Genomic DNA, 15,802 nt, shown 5'->3' with positions numbered 1-15,802 from the left:
TATTCAGGAGCGCTTGATGACCACAGAGAATGAACCGGAAACGCCTAAAATGAGCCTGCCACTGCTGGCCGGTGGCGCATTGGGGGTGGTGTTCGGCGATATCGGCACCAGCCCGCTGTATACCCTGAAAACCGTGCTGTTTCTCTCCGGTGATGCGCCGTCGCCACCGGTGATCCTTGGCCTGCTGTCGCTGATTTTCTGGACGCTGGTGATTGTCACCTCACTGAAATACGCCATGTTTGCCATGCGTATCGATAACCGTGGCGAAGGCGGCATCATGGCGCTGATGTCATTGTTGGTCAGTAAGAAAAAGATCCGACCGATGGTGGTGTTTGCCGGCCTGTTTGGTGCCGCGCTGATCTACGGCGATGGCGCGATCACCCCGGCGATTTCGGTATTGTCGGCGCTGGAGGGGCTGAATATTGTCCTGCCCGAGTCTCAACCCTATATCCTGCCGGCGGCGGTGGTGATCCTGGTCAGCCTGTTCGCCATTCAGCCCTTGGGCACCGCGCACATCGGCAAAGTTTTCGGGCCGATTATGGCGCTGTGGTTCTTTTCCATCGCCGCGCTGGGCATTTGGGGAATTATCCAGCATCCGGCGGTGCTGATGGCGTTAAACCCGCTGTATGGCATTGATTTTCTGTTTTCCAATGGGCTGACCAGTTTCCTGGTGCTGGGCGGCGTTTTCCTCTGTGTTACCGGTGCGGAAGCGCTATACGCCGATATGGGGCACTTTGGCAAAAAGCCGATCTGGCTCGCCTGGTTTGGCATTGTGTTCCCCAGCCTGTTACTGAACTATGCCGGGCAGGCCGCGCTGATCCTCTCCGGTGCGGACGTCACCCAGAATATCTTTTTCCGCCTGTGTCCGCCGATACTGCAAATTCCGCTGGTGATTTTGGCGACCCTGGCCACCATTATCGCCAGTCAGGCGATCATCAGCGGGGCGTTTTCCATGACCCGCCAGGCGATCCAGCTTGGTTGGCTGCCGCGATTGCGGGTCAAACAGACCACCGAAGAAAGTTATGGGCAAATTTACATCAGTGCCATTAACTGGCTGCTGATGGCGGCAACGGTATTTTTGACCGTGTTCTTCAAGTCCTCCGATAATTTGGCCGCCGCTTACGGTATCGCCGTATCGCTCACCATGATCATGACTACCGGACTGCTGTTTGTGGCCATGCGCGAGGTGTGGCGTTGGGGAGCGATCGCCAGCCTGTTGGTGGCCGGAAGCTTCTTTATCGTCGATCTTAGCTTCCTGCTGGCCAACCTCAGCAAGGTAATGCAGGGCGGGTACGTCCCGCTGCTGCTGGCGACTCTGGTGTATGGCGTGATGTTAATCTGGCATCGCGGGGTGATCGCGGCTTCCCGTACGTTGGGTGAGAAGAGTCTGCCGCTGGCAGATTTTTTGGTCCATCTTGAGGAGCAGAGTATCCCCAGGGTTCCGGGCACGGCAATCTTTCTTACCCGCACCCTGAGCGGCACGCCGCCGGTGATGAAATGGCATGTCAAACGCAACGGTTCGCTGCATGCCAATGTGCTGTCGCTGCATATCACGATCGTTAACGAACCCCGGGTGGCGAATGCCGAACGGCTGGTGATGCGGCAACAATCACCGGGATTTTGGTGTGGCGTGGCGAGCTATGGCTTTATGGAACGACCCAATATTCCTCGTCTGTTACACCATGCGGAGGCACAGAAAACCGGGCTGAATTTTGACGATGCCACCTATTATCTGGGGCTTGAAACCGTGGTGCGCCGCGAGGCCAATGACCGATTACCGGCCTGGCAACGCAACATTTTTGCGCTGATGGTGCGTAACGGTATGCACGTGACGGATTACTATTATTTGCCGAGTGACCAGGTAGTCGAAATCAGCCGTCGGGTGCCGGTGTGAGCCGTTTGGCTATAGGTTAAAATCAATGGGTATTTAGCCAGCGGCGAGTGAGAGGGTAAATTGCCGTGGCAGCGATGGTGCTGCTAACGGACGAAGCCCCTATGTCATTATTCGATCTTGCTGCGCTGGCCAGCGATTTACCGGAAGCGTGGCGTTCCAGCGTATTGGGCCATGTCGGCCCGGCCAATATCAAAGTATTGCGGATGGATCCGCGCACCATTGACGATGAAGTTCATGACTATCACGAAGGATTACTGGTGATCGCCGGGCAACTGCGGCTGGAAGTGAAGGGCGAGGAAATTACGGTCAACGCCGGGCAACTGTATCAGGCCACTGCCGGCGTGCCGCATCGGGTGCTGGCGGGCAGCCACGGCACCCTGGTGATATTTGATTTACCGGAGTGATCAATCCAGCGCCGAAAGCGCAATCTTGACCGCTGCCTCTAATCTTGCCCGGCTGACGCCATCGCGTGCCTGCACCGACAAACCGTGCAGGAAGGCGGCAAAATAGTCGCCAAGAGCGTCAGCATCGGTTTCTGGTGGCAGTTCCCCCGTCGCAACGGCGGTTTGCAGCCGGTCAATCATGCCCTGGGTGCGTTGCAAACGATGCTCCGCCAGCCAGTCTTTGATACCGCTGTTTTCGTCACTGACGCTGGCGGCGGAAGACACTACCATGCAACCTTGCGGCAGGTCAGTGCGGCTGTAGAGTGCTACCGCGTCGTCCAGCAGGCGTTTTATCGCCACACGCACGCTGCTTTCTTCGCTGAAAGCGCGATCGGCAAAGCCACCTTCATGGTTTTCGTAGCTGGCAATGGCTTCGCGGAACAGCAATTCTTTCGAACCGAACGCTTTATAAATACGCGCAGAGGCAATGCCCAACTCGGCGACCAAATCCGACATGGAGGTGCCTTCATACCCCTGACGCCAGAAGAGATCCCGGGCCTTCAATAACGCCTGTTCACGGTCGAATTCGCGCGGTCTGCCTGCCATTCCTCTGTTCCTGTTTATCTGTTGCTCTGCGCAACAGGATCGCTTAAAACCACTGTAATACCAACGATTTTTTAAAATTCACTTGCTGAGGAATTGATTTAAGCCTATTGTTTGTCAATCGACAACCAATTGGAGTTTAGAATGAAAACCTTGAAAGGTCCAAGCCTGCATCTGGCACAGTTCAGTGACGATGCCGCCCCCTTTAACAGCCTGCCGGCTATCGCCCAGTGGGCGGCGCAAACCGGCTTTAAAGCTTTGCAAATTCCGGCATGGGATAGCCGCCTGTTTGATTTGGCCACCGCCGCAGAAAGCCAAACCTATTGTGATGAGCTGGTCGGCATGTTGGCAGACCATGGCCTGGTGGTCAGTGAACTCACTACCCATATTTTTGGCCAGTTGATGGCGGTGCATCCGGCCTATGACGCATTGTGCGACAGTTTTGCGCCAGCGGAACTGCATGGCAACCCGCAGGCGCGCGGTGAATGGGCGCACCGGCAGTTGCTGTTGGCGGCCAAAGCCTCTGCGCGGTTGGGACTGAGCGATATGGGCACCTTCTCCGGTTCCCTGGCCTGGCCGTATTTGTTCCCGTTCCCGCAGCGTCCGGCGGGGCTGATCGAAACGGCGTTCGATGAACTGGCCAAACGCTGGTTGCCGGTGCTCAACGCCTGCGACGAGCAGGGAGTGAACCTGTGTTATGAAATCCACCCGAGCGAAGATCTGCACGACGGCGTGACCTTCGAAATGTTCCATCAACGCGTTGGGGCTCATCCGCGCTGCCAGATCCTGTTCGACCCGAGCCATTTCGTGCTGCAACAGCTGAACTATCTGGATTACATCGATATTTACAAGGACTTTATCCGCATGTTCCACGTCAAGGACGCCGAGTTCAACCCGACCGGACGGCAGGGCATTTACGGCGGCTATCAGTCATGGACCGATCGTGCCGGACGTTTCCGCTCATTGGGTGACGGCCAGGTGGATTTCAAAGGCATTTTCTCGCGGCTGACCCAGCATGGCTACGCCGGTTGGGCGACGCTGGAGTGGGAATGCTGCCTGAAACACCCGCAGGATGGCGCACGCGAAGGCGCGGCCTTTATTCGTGACCACATCATCAACGTCACCGACAAGGTGTTTGATGACTTTGCCGGTGCGCCGGTTGACCAACAGCAAATCAATACCTTGCTTGGCCTGCGCTGAGCCACACAATTCCACCACGGAGAACACCGATGACACTGCAAAATAACGGGTCCATGTTGAATGGACCTGAACCCGAACACGTCTATACGCGGGTAAACGGCAACCGAATTCACTGCGTGACGCTTGGCGAAGGGCAGCCGGTACTGCTGATCCCGGGGTGGCCGCAAACCTGGTACACCTGGCGTCATGTGATGCAAGCCCTGGCGGCGGCAGGCTTTAAGGCGATAGCGGTAGATCCGCCGGGCATTGGCGATTCGGACAAGCCGAACGGCGGCTATGACACCGGCAGCGTGGCCGCTACCTTGCACCAAACCATGCTGCAACTGGGGCATCCGCGCTATCAACTGGTCGGTCATGATATTGGCATGTGGGTGGGTTATGCCATGGCGAGCGATTTCCCGCAGGCGGTGACGGGGCTGGTACTGACGGAGGCGGTGATCCCAGGGTTGGCACCCGCGCCACCGATTTTTGTACCGGCAGAACAAAACATTTTCCTGTGGCACTTCATGTTCAACCAACTGGCGGATTTGCCTGAAGCCTTGACGCTGGGCCGTGAGCGGGAGTATCTGAGCTATATCTTTAACCGCTGGTCCTATCGCCGCGATCGGGTAGCGGCGGAAACCTATATCGCCGCCTATTCGGCACCGGGCAGCCTGCGGGCCGGTTTTGATTATTATCGCGCCATTCCGGAAACCATCCGGCAAAACCAGCGTCGGGCCCAGACACCGCTCAGCATGCCGGTGATGACCATTGGTGCCGAGCACGCCACCGGCGATGCGCCCTATGTCACGTTGCAGGGCAACGCCGTTAACCTGCGCGGCGAAACGGTCGCCGGCTGCGGTCATTTCATCACCGAAGAGTGCCATGAGGCGTTTATCGCTCTGGTAGTGCCATTCTTGTCAGGGAGCCTGGCCGATGCCGCTTGACTCACAGATTGCCCGTTTTCTGGCGGAAACGGCAGATGCCGCCGCGCCTGAATCCCTGAGTGAAATGCGTGCCGCCGCGCAGGCCGGGTTGTTGGCGTTGCAGGGGGAAGCAGAAGCCAGTGGCGGCGTCCGTGATGGAAGTGTGACCGCTGACGATGGCCATGAGATCGCCGTTCGCGCTTATGTGCCGCTGGGCGTGACGCAGGGTGAACCTCTGCCCGCGATGCTGTACGCCCACGGCGGCGGTTGGTGTCTGGGGACGCTGGCGCTGTACGACCAGCCTTGCCAGGCGCTGGCCAATGCCACCGGGCGGGTGATCTTGTCGGTTGATTACCGACTGGCGCCGGAGCATCCCTATCCGCGGCCGCTGGAAGACCTGTATCAGGCACTGTGCGGCGTGGTTGAACGGGCCGATGAGTGGGGCGTTGACGTTATGCGCCTTGCAGTTGGCGGCGACAGCGCCGGTGGCAACCTGGCCGCCGCCGTGGCGCTGTTGGCCCGCGACCGGAATGGCCCACGGATTGAGCATCAACTGTTGCTGTATCCGGCGTTAAGTCGTGCTATGGATACGGCGAGTTACCAGGCTTATGCGCAGGGTTACTACCTGACCAGGGAGGTCATGGAGTTTTGCTGGGGGCAGTATCTGGGGGACGGAGCCCAGGGGCATGACCCTTACGCAGAACCGCTGCATGCCGCGACGTTGCGGCAGTTGCCACCGGCGACCATTCTGAGTTGTGAGTACGATCCGTTGCGCGATGAGGCCGAGCATTATGCCCAGCGGTTGCGTGAAGATGGGGTCGCGGTGCGCTGTGAACGGTTGCCGGGCATGGTACACGCCTGCATTCATATGCTGGGCTTAACCCCGGCAGCGCGAGTGTTATTCGATAAGGTTGGTTGAATAAAATGCCCCGTATCGAACGGGGCATTGGTCGTTGCCTGTGTTAATTAGCGCCCGGCGACGGTGACAAAGCGGGTTTCCAGATAGGATTCGATGGCTTCGCTGCCGCCTTCGGTACCGTGGCCAGAGTCTTTAACCCCACCAAACGGCGTTTCCGGCAGGCCGAAACCGATATGGTTGATGCTGAGCATGCCGCTTTCCACATCCCGGCCCAACGCCGTTACCGTAGCGATACTCCGGCTGTAGGCATAGGCCGCCAGACCGTAAGGCAGGCGATTGGCTTCGGCGATGGCTTCCTCGTAGCTGGCGAACGGGCGCAGCAGGGCGACCGGGCCAAAGGGTTCTTCAGACATCGCTCGCGCACTCAGTGGCACGTCGCGCAATACCGTCGGTTCGAAGAAATTGCCGGGGCCGGCCACGCGCTTGCCACCGGTAGTGGCTTTAGCCCCCTCGGCGACGGCATCCTTCACGAAGGCCTCAATGGCGTCCACGCTGCGTTGCAGCACCATCGGGCCCATAGTCACACCGTCCTGCAAGCCATTGCCCATTTTGATTTCGCGCACCGCTGCGGTGAACTTCTCGATAAAGGCTTCATAAACGCCTTGCTGGATCAGGAAGCGGGTTGGGGCGATGCACACCTGACCGGCGTTGCGGAACTTGGCCAGCGCCAGCTCTTTGGCGGCCGCATCCAGATCGGCATCGTCAAAAATCAGTACCGGTGCATGACCGCCCAGCTCCATGGTGGCTTTTTTCATATGCTGACCGGCCAGCGCCGCCAAATGCTTGCCCACGCGGGTTGAACCGGTGAACGAGATTTTGCGAATGGTCGGATGCGGGATCAGGTACTCGGAGATTTCTGCCGGGGTGCCGTACACCAGTGCGATCACACCGGCAGGAATGCCCGCATCGGCAAAGGCTCTGATCAGTTCCGCCGGGGACGCCGGGGTTTCTTCCGGGCCTTTAATGATGATGGAACAACCTGCGGCCAACGCGGCAGACAGTTTGCGTACAATCTGGTTAATCGGGAAGTTCCACGGGGTAAACGCGGCAACCGGTCCCACCGGCAGTTTCAGGGTTTGCTGCTGAACGTCCTGGCTGCGGGACGGGATTACCTGGCCGTAGGTGCGGCTGGCTTCGCCGGCAAACCAGTCAATCACGTCCGCCGAGTTAAGAATTTCTACCTTGGCCTGCGCCACAGGTTTACCTTGTTCCTGGCTCATGATTGCGGCAATTTTATCTGCACGCTCACGAAACAGAGCAGAGGCTTTACGCATCAGATTGGCCCGCTGGTAAGCGGAGGTTTCGCGCCAGATTTTAAAACCGCGCTCGGTTGCGGCCAGCGCCAGATCGAGATCGGCTGTGGTAGCGTGCGCCACGCTGCCAATCACTTCATCGGTAGCGGGGTTGGTGACCGGCGTGGTTTTACCGGCGACTGCGTTGCGCCATTGTCCGTCGATATAGAGTTGAGTATCTGGATACATTGTTGCCTCTTACTTTCAGGGGGTTAAAGACAGGTTTCCCACTCTGCGGCGGGATAATCAAGGTGTCGACGCTGGCAGGCAGGCGTTGAGCACCGGATAAAATACCCTACGCGGAATGAACCGCAGCGTCCAGCGCACCGCGTGCGCCACTACTCAAACCACACCGCTTTGACTATCATACAGCCAGCAATGACATTGAAGCAGGGTGGTACGGTGCAGGGTGTTCCAGAGCAGTTTCCCTTTGAAAAAGACAGTGCGCAGTTCCGGCAGTTAGTGCAGGTGCCGGGCGTAGAGCTTTATCACGCCCATATTGAGCGCTATGCCTTTGAGCCGCACACTCATAATGCTTTTGCCATCGGTACCGTCGATTTTGGTGCCGAGCGTTTCCGCTATCGTGGCGCGCAGCACCGGGCTGCGCCGGGTTCACTGGTGTTGATGAACCCGGATGAGCTGCATACCGGTGAAGCAGAAACCCCAGGTGGCTGGAACTACCGCATGCTTTATCTGGAACCGGATACGCTGGAGTTGCTGTCTGGTGAACAGGGATTCTGGTTCACCGATGCGGTGCGCCAGGACTTGCAGGCGGCACAGCAATTGTCTGCCACGTTGGCCGCACTGTGGCAGGCCAGCGATCCGCTGACCATTGACCACTTGCTCGCGCAGGTGGTCGACATTTTCCGCCCGCATATTCAAGTGGCTCGCCCGTTAAAGGCCGAAGCGGCGCACCGTTTTGATATCGTCAAAAGTTACCTGCAGGATAACTTCTCTGCCGTAATTACTCTCGATCAACTGGCGGCACTGGTTTCCCTCAGCCCTTATCACTTTCTGCGTAAGTTCAAAGCCCAATACCATGCATCCCCCCAGCAGATGCTGATGGCGATCCGCCTGTCGCAGGCCAAGCAGATGTTGGGGCGCGGTATGCCTGCGGCACAGGTGGCGGTGGCGGCGGGGTTAACCGATCAGGCGCATTTGACCCGCGCTTTCGCTAACCGTTACGGTGTCACGCCGGTGCGTTATCAAAAACAGGTTACGGCCCGGTGAAAACGGGGGTTACGATTGCAGTTGATATAAATCTTAATAAAAATTATTATCATTTACGTATTTTTGACCCAAAAGAAATAAACAATAATTAAGAACAACCCCACTCCTGAGGACCTCCATTTTATGGGCGCTCGAAATTTTAGAACCTTTATGCTGTTCGCCATTTTTTTAATTATGCCTGGCATCACCAGTGCGGCCACGACCACATTAACCGATGTTCTGGGGCGGAAGATTACGCTTGATACCCCGGTAAAAAGGGCGGTTTTAGGTTTTTACTTTGAAGACTACATGGCCGTGGGTGGGGAAGCGGCATACGAGCATGTCATCGGCATTTCTCGTGAGGCCTGGCGGGGAAAGGTTCCGGCAAATTGGAATATGAATGTTAAACACCAGCCATCACTGGCTCGTATCGCTGATATTGGCGAGGTGGATCTCCATAATATCTCGCTTGAAAATATAATATCTTTGAAGCCGGACGTCATTATTTTGGCTGAATGGCAATATGTTGCTTTGAAACATGAGGTCTCACGCCTGGAAGAATTAAAAATTCCAGTGGTCGTGGTAGACTACAATGCGCAAACTGTCGAAAGACATGTCAGCTCTACAAAAATATTCGGCATACTCACGGGGCAAGAAAAACGCGCTCAGGAATTATCAGAACTTTACGCTAATAACATTGCTGACGTGCAGCGTAGAGTCAATGCGTCAGGATTAAAGAAACCCAAGGTTTATATTGAATTTGGGAATAAAGGGCCTAGCGATTATTCATTCACCTACGGTAAGAATATGTGGGGTGCGATGCTGAAACTTGCCGGAGCAGACAATATTGCCGAACCTTTTTTTGAGTGGTGGGGTGTGATTAACCCAGAACAGCTGCTGTTTGCCAAGCCTGATGCTATTTTCATCTCCGGCAGAGAAAATAATAAGGTTTCGTCAGCGCTATCAATGGGGGTGGGAGTTGATAAAAGCACGGCTGTTCAACAGCTTATAGCTTTTTCCACTCGTAATGGCTGGAACTCATTGCCGGCGATAAAAAACAAGCAATTATTCGGCGTGTACCAGGGCGCATCAAGAACGCTTTCCGACTTCGCCATGATTCAGTTTATTGCCAAATCACTTTACCCAGAACAGTTTAAAGATGTTGACCCGGTAAAGAACTACCTGGATTACTACGAAAAATATTTACCGGTTAAACCGGAGGGGACATTTGCTGTTGCCGCTTGGCAATAAAGTCACCGCGCCCCCATGATGAGATGCGACCCGAAACATTCAGTTCGGTTTGCGAAGTCTTTACCAGACCGGCGAAAACAGCAATTTGCTACAATATTCCTCTGCACGAGTAGGTTAGGCTGGCGCCAGATTTAATTGATGGGGCCAGCCTGCTGCGCCTGTTCGTTGATGGAGTCATTATGTTTGTTGGCGTGTTATTTGCCCTGGCTGCCGGGCTGATGTGGGGGCTGATTTTTGTCGGTCCGGTTATGATCCCTGAATATCCGGCGGCGTTGCAGTCTACCGGGCGTTATCTTGCCTTTGGGTTGATCGCTTTGCCGCTGGCGTGGTTTGATCGTCAGCGGTTGAAAAAGTTACATCGTAACGATTGGCTGGAGGCGCTGAAACTGACGGCGATCGGCAACCTGCTGTATTACCTGTGCCTGGCCAGCGCCATTCAGCGCACCGGAGCGCCCATTTCCACCATGATTATTGGTACGCTGCCGGTGGTGATCTCGGTGACCGCCAACCTGTTTTACAGCCGGCATGACGGGCGACTTTCGTGGCGTAAACTGACTCCGGCGTTGGTATTGATCGCCTGCGGACTGGCGCTGGTTAACGTTGCCGAGTTGCGGGGGAATACGGCACCAATTGATGTCTGGCGTTACACCAGTGGGCTTGGGCTGGCACTGCTGGCGGTGGCTTGCTGGACCTGGTTCCCGCTGCGCAATGCCCGCTGGCTACGGGAAAACCCGCACCAAAGGCCTGCTACCTGGGCGACCGCGCAAGGGCTGGTCACTTTACCGCTGGCGTTGGTGGGCTATCTGTTGGTTTGCGGGCAATTGGCTTTAACCCAGCCGACGTTTGCGCTGCCGTTTGGGCCAAGGCCGGAAGTGTTTATTCCCTTGATGATCGCCATTGGCATGCTGTGCTCGTGGATTGGCGCCCTGTGCTGGAATGAGGCGAGTCAACGCTTGCCGACGGTATTGGTGGGGCCGCTGATCGTCTTCGAAATACTGGCCGGACTGGCTTACACCTTTATGCTGCGTCAGGCCTGGCCGCCGCTGTTGACGCTGGGCGGGATTAGCTGCCTGATTATCGGCGTGATTTATGCGATGCGGATCAAACCGCAGCCGGTGGTGGTGGCTCTGGCCACAAAAGAGTAAAGCCTGCCGCTGGGGGCGGCAGGCAGTCAACTCAGGATTTCCGGTGATGAATGATCTCTTCGGCCACGTTGCGCGGTGCTTCTGCGTAGTGGCTAAATTCCATGGTATAGGTGGCGCGGCCCTGTGACATGGAACGCAGTGTGGTTGAATAGCCGAACATTTCGGATAACGGCACCTTGGCGTGGATCTCCTTACCGCCACCGCCGGGAATGTCTTCCATACCTTGCACCAGACCGCGCCGCGATGACAGGTCGCCCATGATGCTACCGGCGTAATCCTCGGGTGTTTCCACTTCTACCGACATGATCGGCTCGAGGAGAGCAGGGTCGGCCTGGCGACAGGCTTCTTTAAAGCCGAAGATCGCCGCCATGCGGAAAGCCTGTTCCGAAGAGTCGACGTCGTGGTAGGAGCCGAAGGTCAGGTGAACCTTGACATCCACCACCGGATAACCGGCCAGTACGCCGGTATTCAGCGCCTCCAGCACGCCTTTTTTCACCGCCGGGATAAACTCGCCCGGGATCACGCCGCCCTTGATCTCATCGAGAAACTCAAAGCCCTTGCCAGGCTCATTGGGTTCCACGGTAAACACCACGTGGCCGTACTGACCTTTCCCCCCGGATTGGCGCACGAACTTGCCTTCCACGTCGGCCACGCGCTTGCGGATGGTTTCGCGGTAAGATACCTGCGGTTTGCCGGTGGTGGTCGCTACGCCAAACTCACGCCGCATACGATCGACGATGATTTCCAGGTGCAGTTCGCCCATGCCGTAAATAATGGTCTGGCCGGAATCCTCGTCTGTGCGAACGCGGAACGACGGATCTTCCGAAGAGAGGCGCTGCAGGGCAATCCCCATTCTTTCCTGATCGGCCTTGGTTTTAGGCTCAATCGCCTGGGCGATCACCGGTTCAGGGAACACCATTTTTTCCAGTGTGATAATGGCGTTAGGGTCACACAGCGTGTCGCCGGTAGTGACGTCTTTTAGCCCCACGCAGGCGGCGATATCCCCGGCATGCAGTTCTTCGACATCTTTACGGTCATTGGCGTGCATTTGTACGATGCGGCCAATGCGTTCTTTCTTGTCTTTCACCGGGTTATAGACGCTGCTGCCTTTGGTCAGCACGCCGGAATAGACCCGCACGAAGGTCAGTTGGCCGACGAAAGGGTCGGTCATCAGCTTGAAGGCCAGCGCCGAGAACTTTTCGTCGTCGGCGGCCCGGCGAATGACAATATTGTCTCGCTCGTCATGGCCTTCCATCGGTGGAACATCCAGCGGTGAAGGCATCAGTTCAATCACCGCATCCAGCATGCGCTGCACGCCCTTGTTACGGAAGGCCGAGCCGCACAGCATCGGCTGAATTTCGCCGGCCACGGTGCGCAGACGCAGACCACGGACGATCTCTTCTTCGCTCAATGGCACCTGATTGAGGTATTTGTCCATCAGCTCTTCCGAGCCTTCTGCGGCGGCTTCGATCATTTTATCTCGCCATTCCTGCGCGGAGTCGCGCAATTCGGCCGGGATCTCTTCAAAACTGAAGCTCATGCCTTGCGTAGCCTCGTCCCACAGGATGGCTTTCATGCGCACCAAATCGACCACGCCGGTGAAATGGTCTTCGGCACCAATCGGGATGACGATCGGCACCGGGTTGGCTTTCAACCGTTCGATCATCATTTTGCGCACGCGGAAGAAATCGGCACCCACTCGGTCCATTTTATTGACGAACGCCAGACGCGGAACCTTGTATTTATTAGCCTGACGCCAGACGGTCTCAGATTGCGGCTGTACGCCGCCGACCGAGTCATAGACCATTACCGCGCCGTCCAATACCCGCATGGAGCGCTCGACCTCAATGGTGAAATCCACGTGTCCTGGGGTGTCGATAATATTGATGCGGTGCTGCGGATAATTATGCTGCATGCCGTTCCAGAAACAGGTAGTCGCCGCCGAAGTAATGGTGATGCCGCGTTCCTGCTCCTGTGCCATCCAGTCCATGGTGGCGGCGCCGTCGTGCACTTCGCCCAGCTTGTGACTGACCCCGGTGTAAAACAGAATCCGCTCGGTGGTGGTGGTTTTGCCGGCATCGATGTGCGCCGAGATGCCGATATTGCGGTAGCGCTCAAGGGGGGTAGTACGTGCCATAATTAACCTTTCTTAGCCGCATCAAAGAAGGGCGGCTTTAAGCAGTATGAATAATTATGATAATCCTCTGTGGGTTATCTCCGGACGGGTGAATGTTTACACCGGTCACAGACTAATCGTAGTTGATGAAGGGGGTTTTGGTATTCGATGGCTGCGATAGGTTTTTTCGTTCGAGCGTTGGCACAAGACTAAGGCTCAAAGGGGCGGTAAGCCCCCTTGATGGGCTACTCGGCAAAGATATGCGCCTGGCCGATGATGTTCAGATTGACGTGAGAACCGGTACGGAGACCTTCGCGGCTGATGGTTTTAATCTCGATCGCGATATTACTGCCGGTCATGTGCAGGTTTAAGGTCGAGACAAAACCGGCAAAATCAATACCGGTGACCACCGCCTGGCTCTGTTGCTGTGGCTCGGACTGGCTAATCTGAACCTGCTCAGGACGGAGCATGATGCGAGCGGGGCCGCGGCGCTGACGATCGTCAACGGCAATCCGCCCTAACGCGCAATCCGCCCAGCCTTGCTCCAGCTCAGCGGAAAGTACCAGCGTTTCGCCTAAAAAGGTGGCGGTCGGTTCGTCCACCGGCCTTAAGTAAAGATCTTGCGGCGGCCCGACCTGCGCCAATCGGCCATTGCGCATTACCGCTACCTGATCGGCAAACGACAAGGCTTCGGTTTGATCGTGGGTCACCAGAATCGACGCGACTTTGGCTTCGGCCAGCAGTTCCGCCACCGCTTTGCGAGTCGCGGCGCGCAGACCGGTATCCAGCGCGGAGAAAGGTTCGTCCAACAACATCAACCTGGGTTGCTGAGACAGCGCACGGGCCAGCGCCACCCGTTGTTGCTGACCACCGGAAAGCTCATGTGGCCACAGCGCCCCCAGCCGACGATCCAGCGCTACCATCTCCATCAGTGCGTCAATCCGCAGTTGCTTGTCGCGTTTGCTGCCCTTCAGGCCGAAACCAATATTGCCGGCTACGGTAAAGTGCGGAAATAACGCGCCATCCTGGGGGACAAAACCAATGCCACGCAGGTGTGCCGGCACCCAGCCGCTGCCGTTGGCCATCGCTTGCCCTTGCAGCATCACCTGGCCGCTGTCCGGTATTTCAAAACCGGCGATAATACGCAACAGGGTGGTTTTCCCCGAGCCGGAAGGGCCGACAATCGCCGTACGGCTGCCCTGTGCCACGTTTAAATCAACATGCTCGAGCACCTTGACCGAGTTATAGGATTTACCGATGCCTTGCAGTTCAAGCGTGCTCATAATCCCGCCGTACGTTTGGATTGAGAATAAAGAAGCCAGGTCAGTGGCAATGACAACACCACCATAATCAGGGCGTAGGGTGCGGCCGCCACATAGTCTATCTCGCTGGTCAGCGCCCAGAAGCCGGTGGCCAGCGTGCGGGTACCGTTGGGGGCCAGCAGCAGCGTGGCGGTCAGCTCATTGGTGATAGCCAAAAACACCAATGCGGCACCGGCGGCGGCTCCGGGGGCCGCCAGACGCAGCGTGGTGCTCCATAATGCTGCCGCCGGCGAACGGCCGAGACTACGGGCCACGTTTTCCAACTCGACCGGTGCCTGGGCAATCCCCGCGCGCAGGTTGATCAGCGCCCGTGGCATAAACATCAGCAGGTAGGCCAGCAGCAGGGTGATTTCAGTCTGATAAATCGGTCGAAAACTGTGAATGGTGATGGTCACCAGCGCCAGTGCCACCACAATGCCGGGCAGTGAACTGGTGATGTAATTACAGCCTTCCAATACCCGATACAGCCGTGCCGGGTAGCGTACCGACAGCCAGGCCATAGGGATAGCGCACAGCGTGATCAGCAGCGCACCACTGGCGGCCAGTGACAATGTTTGCAGCAAGGCAGGCAGCAATTCGCTGTTGCGCCACACCTCAACGCCTCCCAAGGTCAACCAACGGGCCAAGGTGATAAAAGGCACGCCAAGCGCCAGCGCGGTGAGGCTCAGGGGCAGCAGCAGGCAGAACAGGGTGGTGATGGGCCCAAGGCGATAAGCCGTTTGACTGCGCGCACTGCCGGAACCGACGCGGGCATAACGCGCTCGCCCACGGCTGACGGCTTCCAGCATTAATAATCCCAGGCAGCACAGCACCAGCACCCCGGCCAGCATATTGGCCGCCGGGCCGTTAAAGGTCGATTGGAACTGGTCGAAAATGGCGGTGGTGAAGGTGTCAAAGCGGATCATCGCATACAGGCCGTACTCGGCCAGCAGATGCAGCGCGATCAGCAGCGAGCCACCCCAAACTGCCAGTTTTAGCTGTGGCAGCACCACGCGGAAAAACACCGCCAGCGGGCGCGTACCGAGCGAAGTGGCGACGTCTTCAATTCCGGGATCCAAGCGGCGTAATACCGCAGCGGTTGGCAGATAAATAAAGGGGAAGTAGGCGATGACCGAAATAAATACCCCGGCTCCCAACCCATGCATCGAAGGCACCAGACTGATCCAGGCGTAGCTCTGTACGAATGCCGGCACCGCCAGCGGCGCGGTGGCCAATAACGACCAAATGCGACGGCCCGGCAGCGTAGTGCGTTCGGTTAGCCAGGCCAGCGCTACCCCCAGAATGGCGCAAATCGGCAGCGTGAACACCACCAACAGCAGCGTGTTGAGCAGCAGTTCGGCCACCCGGGGGCGCAATACCAGAGCTTTTACCGTTGGCCAACCGGTTTCAAACGCCACGCTAATGACAAACCCCAGCGGCAATAGCGCCAGCAGGGAGAGTAAAATGGCGACCGCCACGATAAACAACCCGGGCCGCTGATGGCGGCGGGCCGAAGTATACCGTGGCTTTGAACCGGCGGCGTTGAGACCTGTATTCGACATAGGGCTAAAAACTCTCTGTACT

The 15,802-nt window shown here is 57.1% G+C and carries 13 protein-coding genes; 8 read left to right on the top strand and 5 right to left on the bottom strand.

Annotated features, from left to right (window positions below):
- The first annotated feature begins 16 nt into the window (after window positions 1-16).
- Together ACSOSI_RS13600 and ACSOSI_RS13595 are read left to right on the top strand one after the other, a co-directional pair.
- Window positions 17-1,894: a potassium transporter Kup gene (locus tag ACSOSI_RS13600; protein ID WP_476705617.1), complete on the top strand. Its 1,878-nt coding sequence runs from the start codon at window positions 17-19 to the stop codon at window positions 1,892-1,894.
- Window positions 1,895-1,995: 101 nt separating this feature from the next.
- Window positions 1,996-2,298 carry a cupin domain-containing protein gene (locus tag ACSOSI_RS13595; RefSeq protein ID WP_419245794.1) on the top strand — a complete coding sequence of 101 codons (303 nt, stop codon included), beginning with the start codon at window positions 1,996-1,998 and terminating at the stop codon, window positions 2,296-2,298.
- On the opposite strand, the gene ACSOSI_RS13590 is transcribed toward ACSOSI_RS13595, so the two are convergent.
- Complete coding sequence (locus ACSOSI_RS13590; protein WP_012145273.1) at window positions 2,299-2,883, bottom strand: TetR/AcrR family transcriptional regulator; 585 nt, start codon at window positions 2,881-2,883, stop codon at window positions 2,299-2,301.
- 141 nt (window positions 2,884-3,024) lie between these two features.
- Here ACSOSI_RS13590 and ACSOSI_RS13585 point away from each other — a divergent pair, with 141 nt between their 5' ends.
- Genes ACSOSI_RS13585 through ACSOSI_RS13575 form a run of 3 tightly spaced genes read left to right on the top strand, consistent with a single transcriptional unit; the run spans window position 3,025 to window position 5,904 of the window.
- Window positions 3,025-4,080, top strand: a complete 1,056-nt coding sequence (locus tag ACSOSI_RS13585; RefSeq protein ID WP_476705616.1) for a sugar phosphate isomerase/epimerase family protein — start codon at window positions 3,025-3,027, stop codon at window positions 4,078-4,080.
- A 29-nt stretch (window positions 4,081-4,109) separates the two neighbouring features.
- Window positions 4,110-5,006 carry an alpha/beta fold hydrolase gene (locus tag ACSOSI_RS13580; RefSeq protein WP_261135720.1) on the top strand — a complete coding sequence of 299 codons (897 nt, stop codon included), beginning with the start codon at window positions 4,110-4,112 and terminating at the stop codon, window positions 5,004-5,006.
- Window positions 4,996-5,904, top strand: a complete 909-nt coding sequence (locus ACSOSI_RS13575) for an alpha/beta hydrolase (RefSeq protein ID WP_476705615.1) — start codon at window positions 4,996-4,998, stop codon at window positions 5,902-5,904. Before ACSOSI_RS13580 ends, ACSOSI_RS13575 begins: the two co-directional genes overlap by 11 nt.
- Before the next feature lie 47 nt (window positions 5,905-5,951).
- On the opposite strand, the gene ACSOSI_RS13570 is transcribed toward ACSOSI_RS13575, so the two are convergent.
- The gene (locus ACSOSI_RS13570; RefSeq protein WP_112362895.1) at window positions 5,952-7,385 is read right to left on the bottom strand and encodes an NAD-dependent succinate-semialdehyde dehydrogenase; all 1,434 of its coding nucleotides are present in this window, start codon (window positions 7,383-7,385) and stop codon (window positions 5,952-5,954) included.
- 213 nt (window positions 7,386-7,598) lie between these two features.
- Here ACSOSI_RS13570 and ACSOSI_RS13565 point away from each other — a divergent pair, with 213 nt between their 5' ends.
- From ACSOSI_RS13565 to ACSOSI_RS13555, 3 genes are all read left to right on the top strand, one after another.
- Window positions 7,599-8,426, top strand: a complete 828-nt coding sequence (locus ACSOSI_RS13565) for an AraC family transcriptional regulator (protein WP_012145268.1) — start codon at window positions 7,599-7,601, stop codon at window positions 8,424-8,426.
- A gap of 123 nt (window positions 8,427-8,549) precedes the next feature.
- Window positions 8,550-9,656, top strand: a complete 1,107-nt coding sequence (locus ACSOSI_RS13560; protein ID WP_476705614.1) for an ABC transporter substrate-binding protein — start codon at window positions 8,550-8,552, stop codon at window positions 9,654-9,656.
- Between the two features lie 179 nt (window positions 9,657-9,835).
- The gene (locus ACSOSI_RS13555) at window positions 9,836-10,801 is read left to right on the top strand and encodes a DMT family transporter (RefSeq protein ID WP_476705613.1); all 966 of its coding nucleotides are present in this window, start codon (window positions 9,836-9,838) and stop codon (window positions 10,799-10,801) included.
- A gap of 31 nt (window positions 10,802-10,832) precedes the next feature.
- Here ACSOSI_RS13555 and fusA read toward each other — a convergent pair whose 3' ends face one another.
- The 3 genes from fusA to ACSOSI_RS13540 form a co-directional block, all read right to left on the bottom strand.
- Window positions 10,833-12,938 (bottom strand): elongation factor G, encoded by a 2,106-nt coding sequence (fusA, locus tag ACSOSI_RS13550; protein ID WP_017892933.1) that lies wholly within the window; start codon window positions 12,936-12,938, stop codon window positions 10,833-10,835.
- Between the two features lie 224 nt (window positions 12,939-13,162).
- Window positions 13,163-14,200, bottom strand: a complete 1,038-nt coding sequence (locus ACSOSI_RS13545) for an ABC transporter ATP-binding protein (protein WP_368460072.1) — start codon at window positions 14,198-14,200, stop codon at window positions 13,163-13,165.
- On the bottom strand, window positions 14,197-15,780 hold the full coding sequence (locus ACSOSI_RS13540) for an ABC transporter permease (RefSeq protein WP_126501707.1): 1,584 nt from the start codon (window positions 15,778-15,780) through the stop codon (window positions 14,197-14,199). Before ACSOSI_RS13540 ends, ACSOSI_RS13545 begins: the two co-directional genes overlap by 4 nt.
- Window positions 15,781-15,802: the final 22 nt, after the last annotated feature.

The organism is Serratia sp. AR11, from assembly GCF_056376275.1.
Note: the sequence above shows the minus strand (reverse complement) of the source record. Positions and strands in the feature narration are given on the sequence as shown.

What these genes read in the sequence shown, in the direction of transcription:
- ACSOSI_RS13555 (WP_476705613.1), top strand. Translation starts at nt 9,836, where the DNA reads ATGTTTGTTGGCGTGTTATTTGCCCTGGCTGCCGGGCTGATGTGGGGG.
- ACSOSI_RS13590 (WP_012145273.1), bottom strand. Translation starts at nt 2,883, where the DNA reads ATGGCAGGCAGACCGCGCGAATTCGACCGTGAACAGGCGTTATTGAAG.
- ACSOSI_RS13595 (WP_419245794.1), top strand. Translation starts at nt 1,996, where the DNA reads ATGTCATTATTCGATCTTGCTGCGCTGGCCAGCGATTTACCGGAAGCG.
- ACSOSI_RS13600 (WP_476705617.1), top strand. Translation starts at nt 17, where the DNA reads ATGACCACAGAGAATGAACCGGAAACGCCTAAAATGAGCCTGCCACTG.
- ACSOSI_RS13585 (WP_476705616.1), top strand. Translation starts at nt 3,025, where the DNA reads ATGAAAACCTTGAAAGGTCCAAGCCTGCATCTGGCACAGTTCAGTGAC.
- ACSOSI_RS13560 (WP_476705614.1), top strand. Translation starts at nt 8,550, where the DNA reads ATGGGCGCTCGAAATTTTAGAACCTTTATGCTGTTCGCCATTTTTTTA.
- ACSOSI_RS13570 (WP_112362895.1), bottom strand. Translation starts at nt 7,385, where the DNA reads ATGTATCCAGATACTCAACTCTATATCGACGGACAATGGCGCAACGCA.
- ACSOSI_RS13545 (WP_368460072.1), bottom strand. Translation starts at nt 14,200, where the DNA reads ATGAGCACGCTTGAACTGCAAGGCATCGGTAAATCCTATAACTCGGTC.
- fusA (WP_017892933.1), bottom strand. Translation starts at nt 12,938, where the DNA reads ATGGCACGTACTACCCCCCTTGAGCGCTACCGCAATATCGGCATCTCG.
- ACSOSI_RS13575 (WP_476705615.1), top strand. Translation starts at nt 4,996, where the DNA reads ATGCCGCTTGACTCACAGATTGCCCGTTTTCTGGCGGAAACGGCAGAT.
- ACSOSI_RS13540 (WP_126501707.1), bottom strand. Translation starts at nt 15,780, where the DNA reads ATGTCGAATACAGGTCTCAACGCCGCCGGTTCAAAGCCACGGTATACT.
- ACSOSI_RS13580 (WP_261135720.1), top strand. Translation starts at nt 4,110, where the DNA reads ATGACACTGCAAAATAACGGGTCCATGTTGAATGGACCTGAACCCGAA.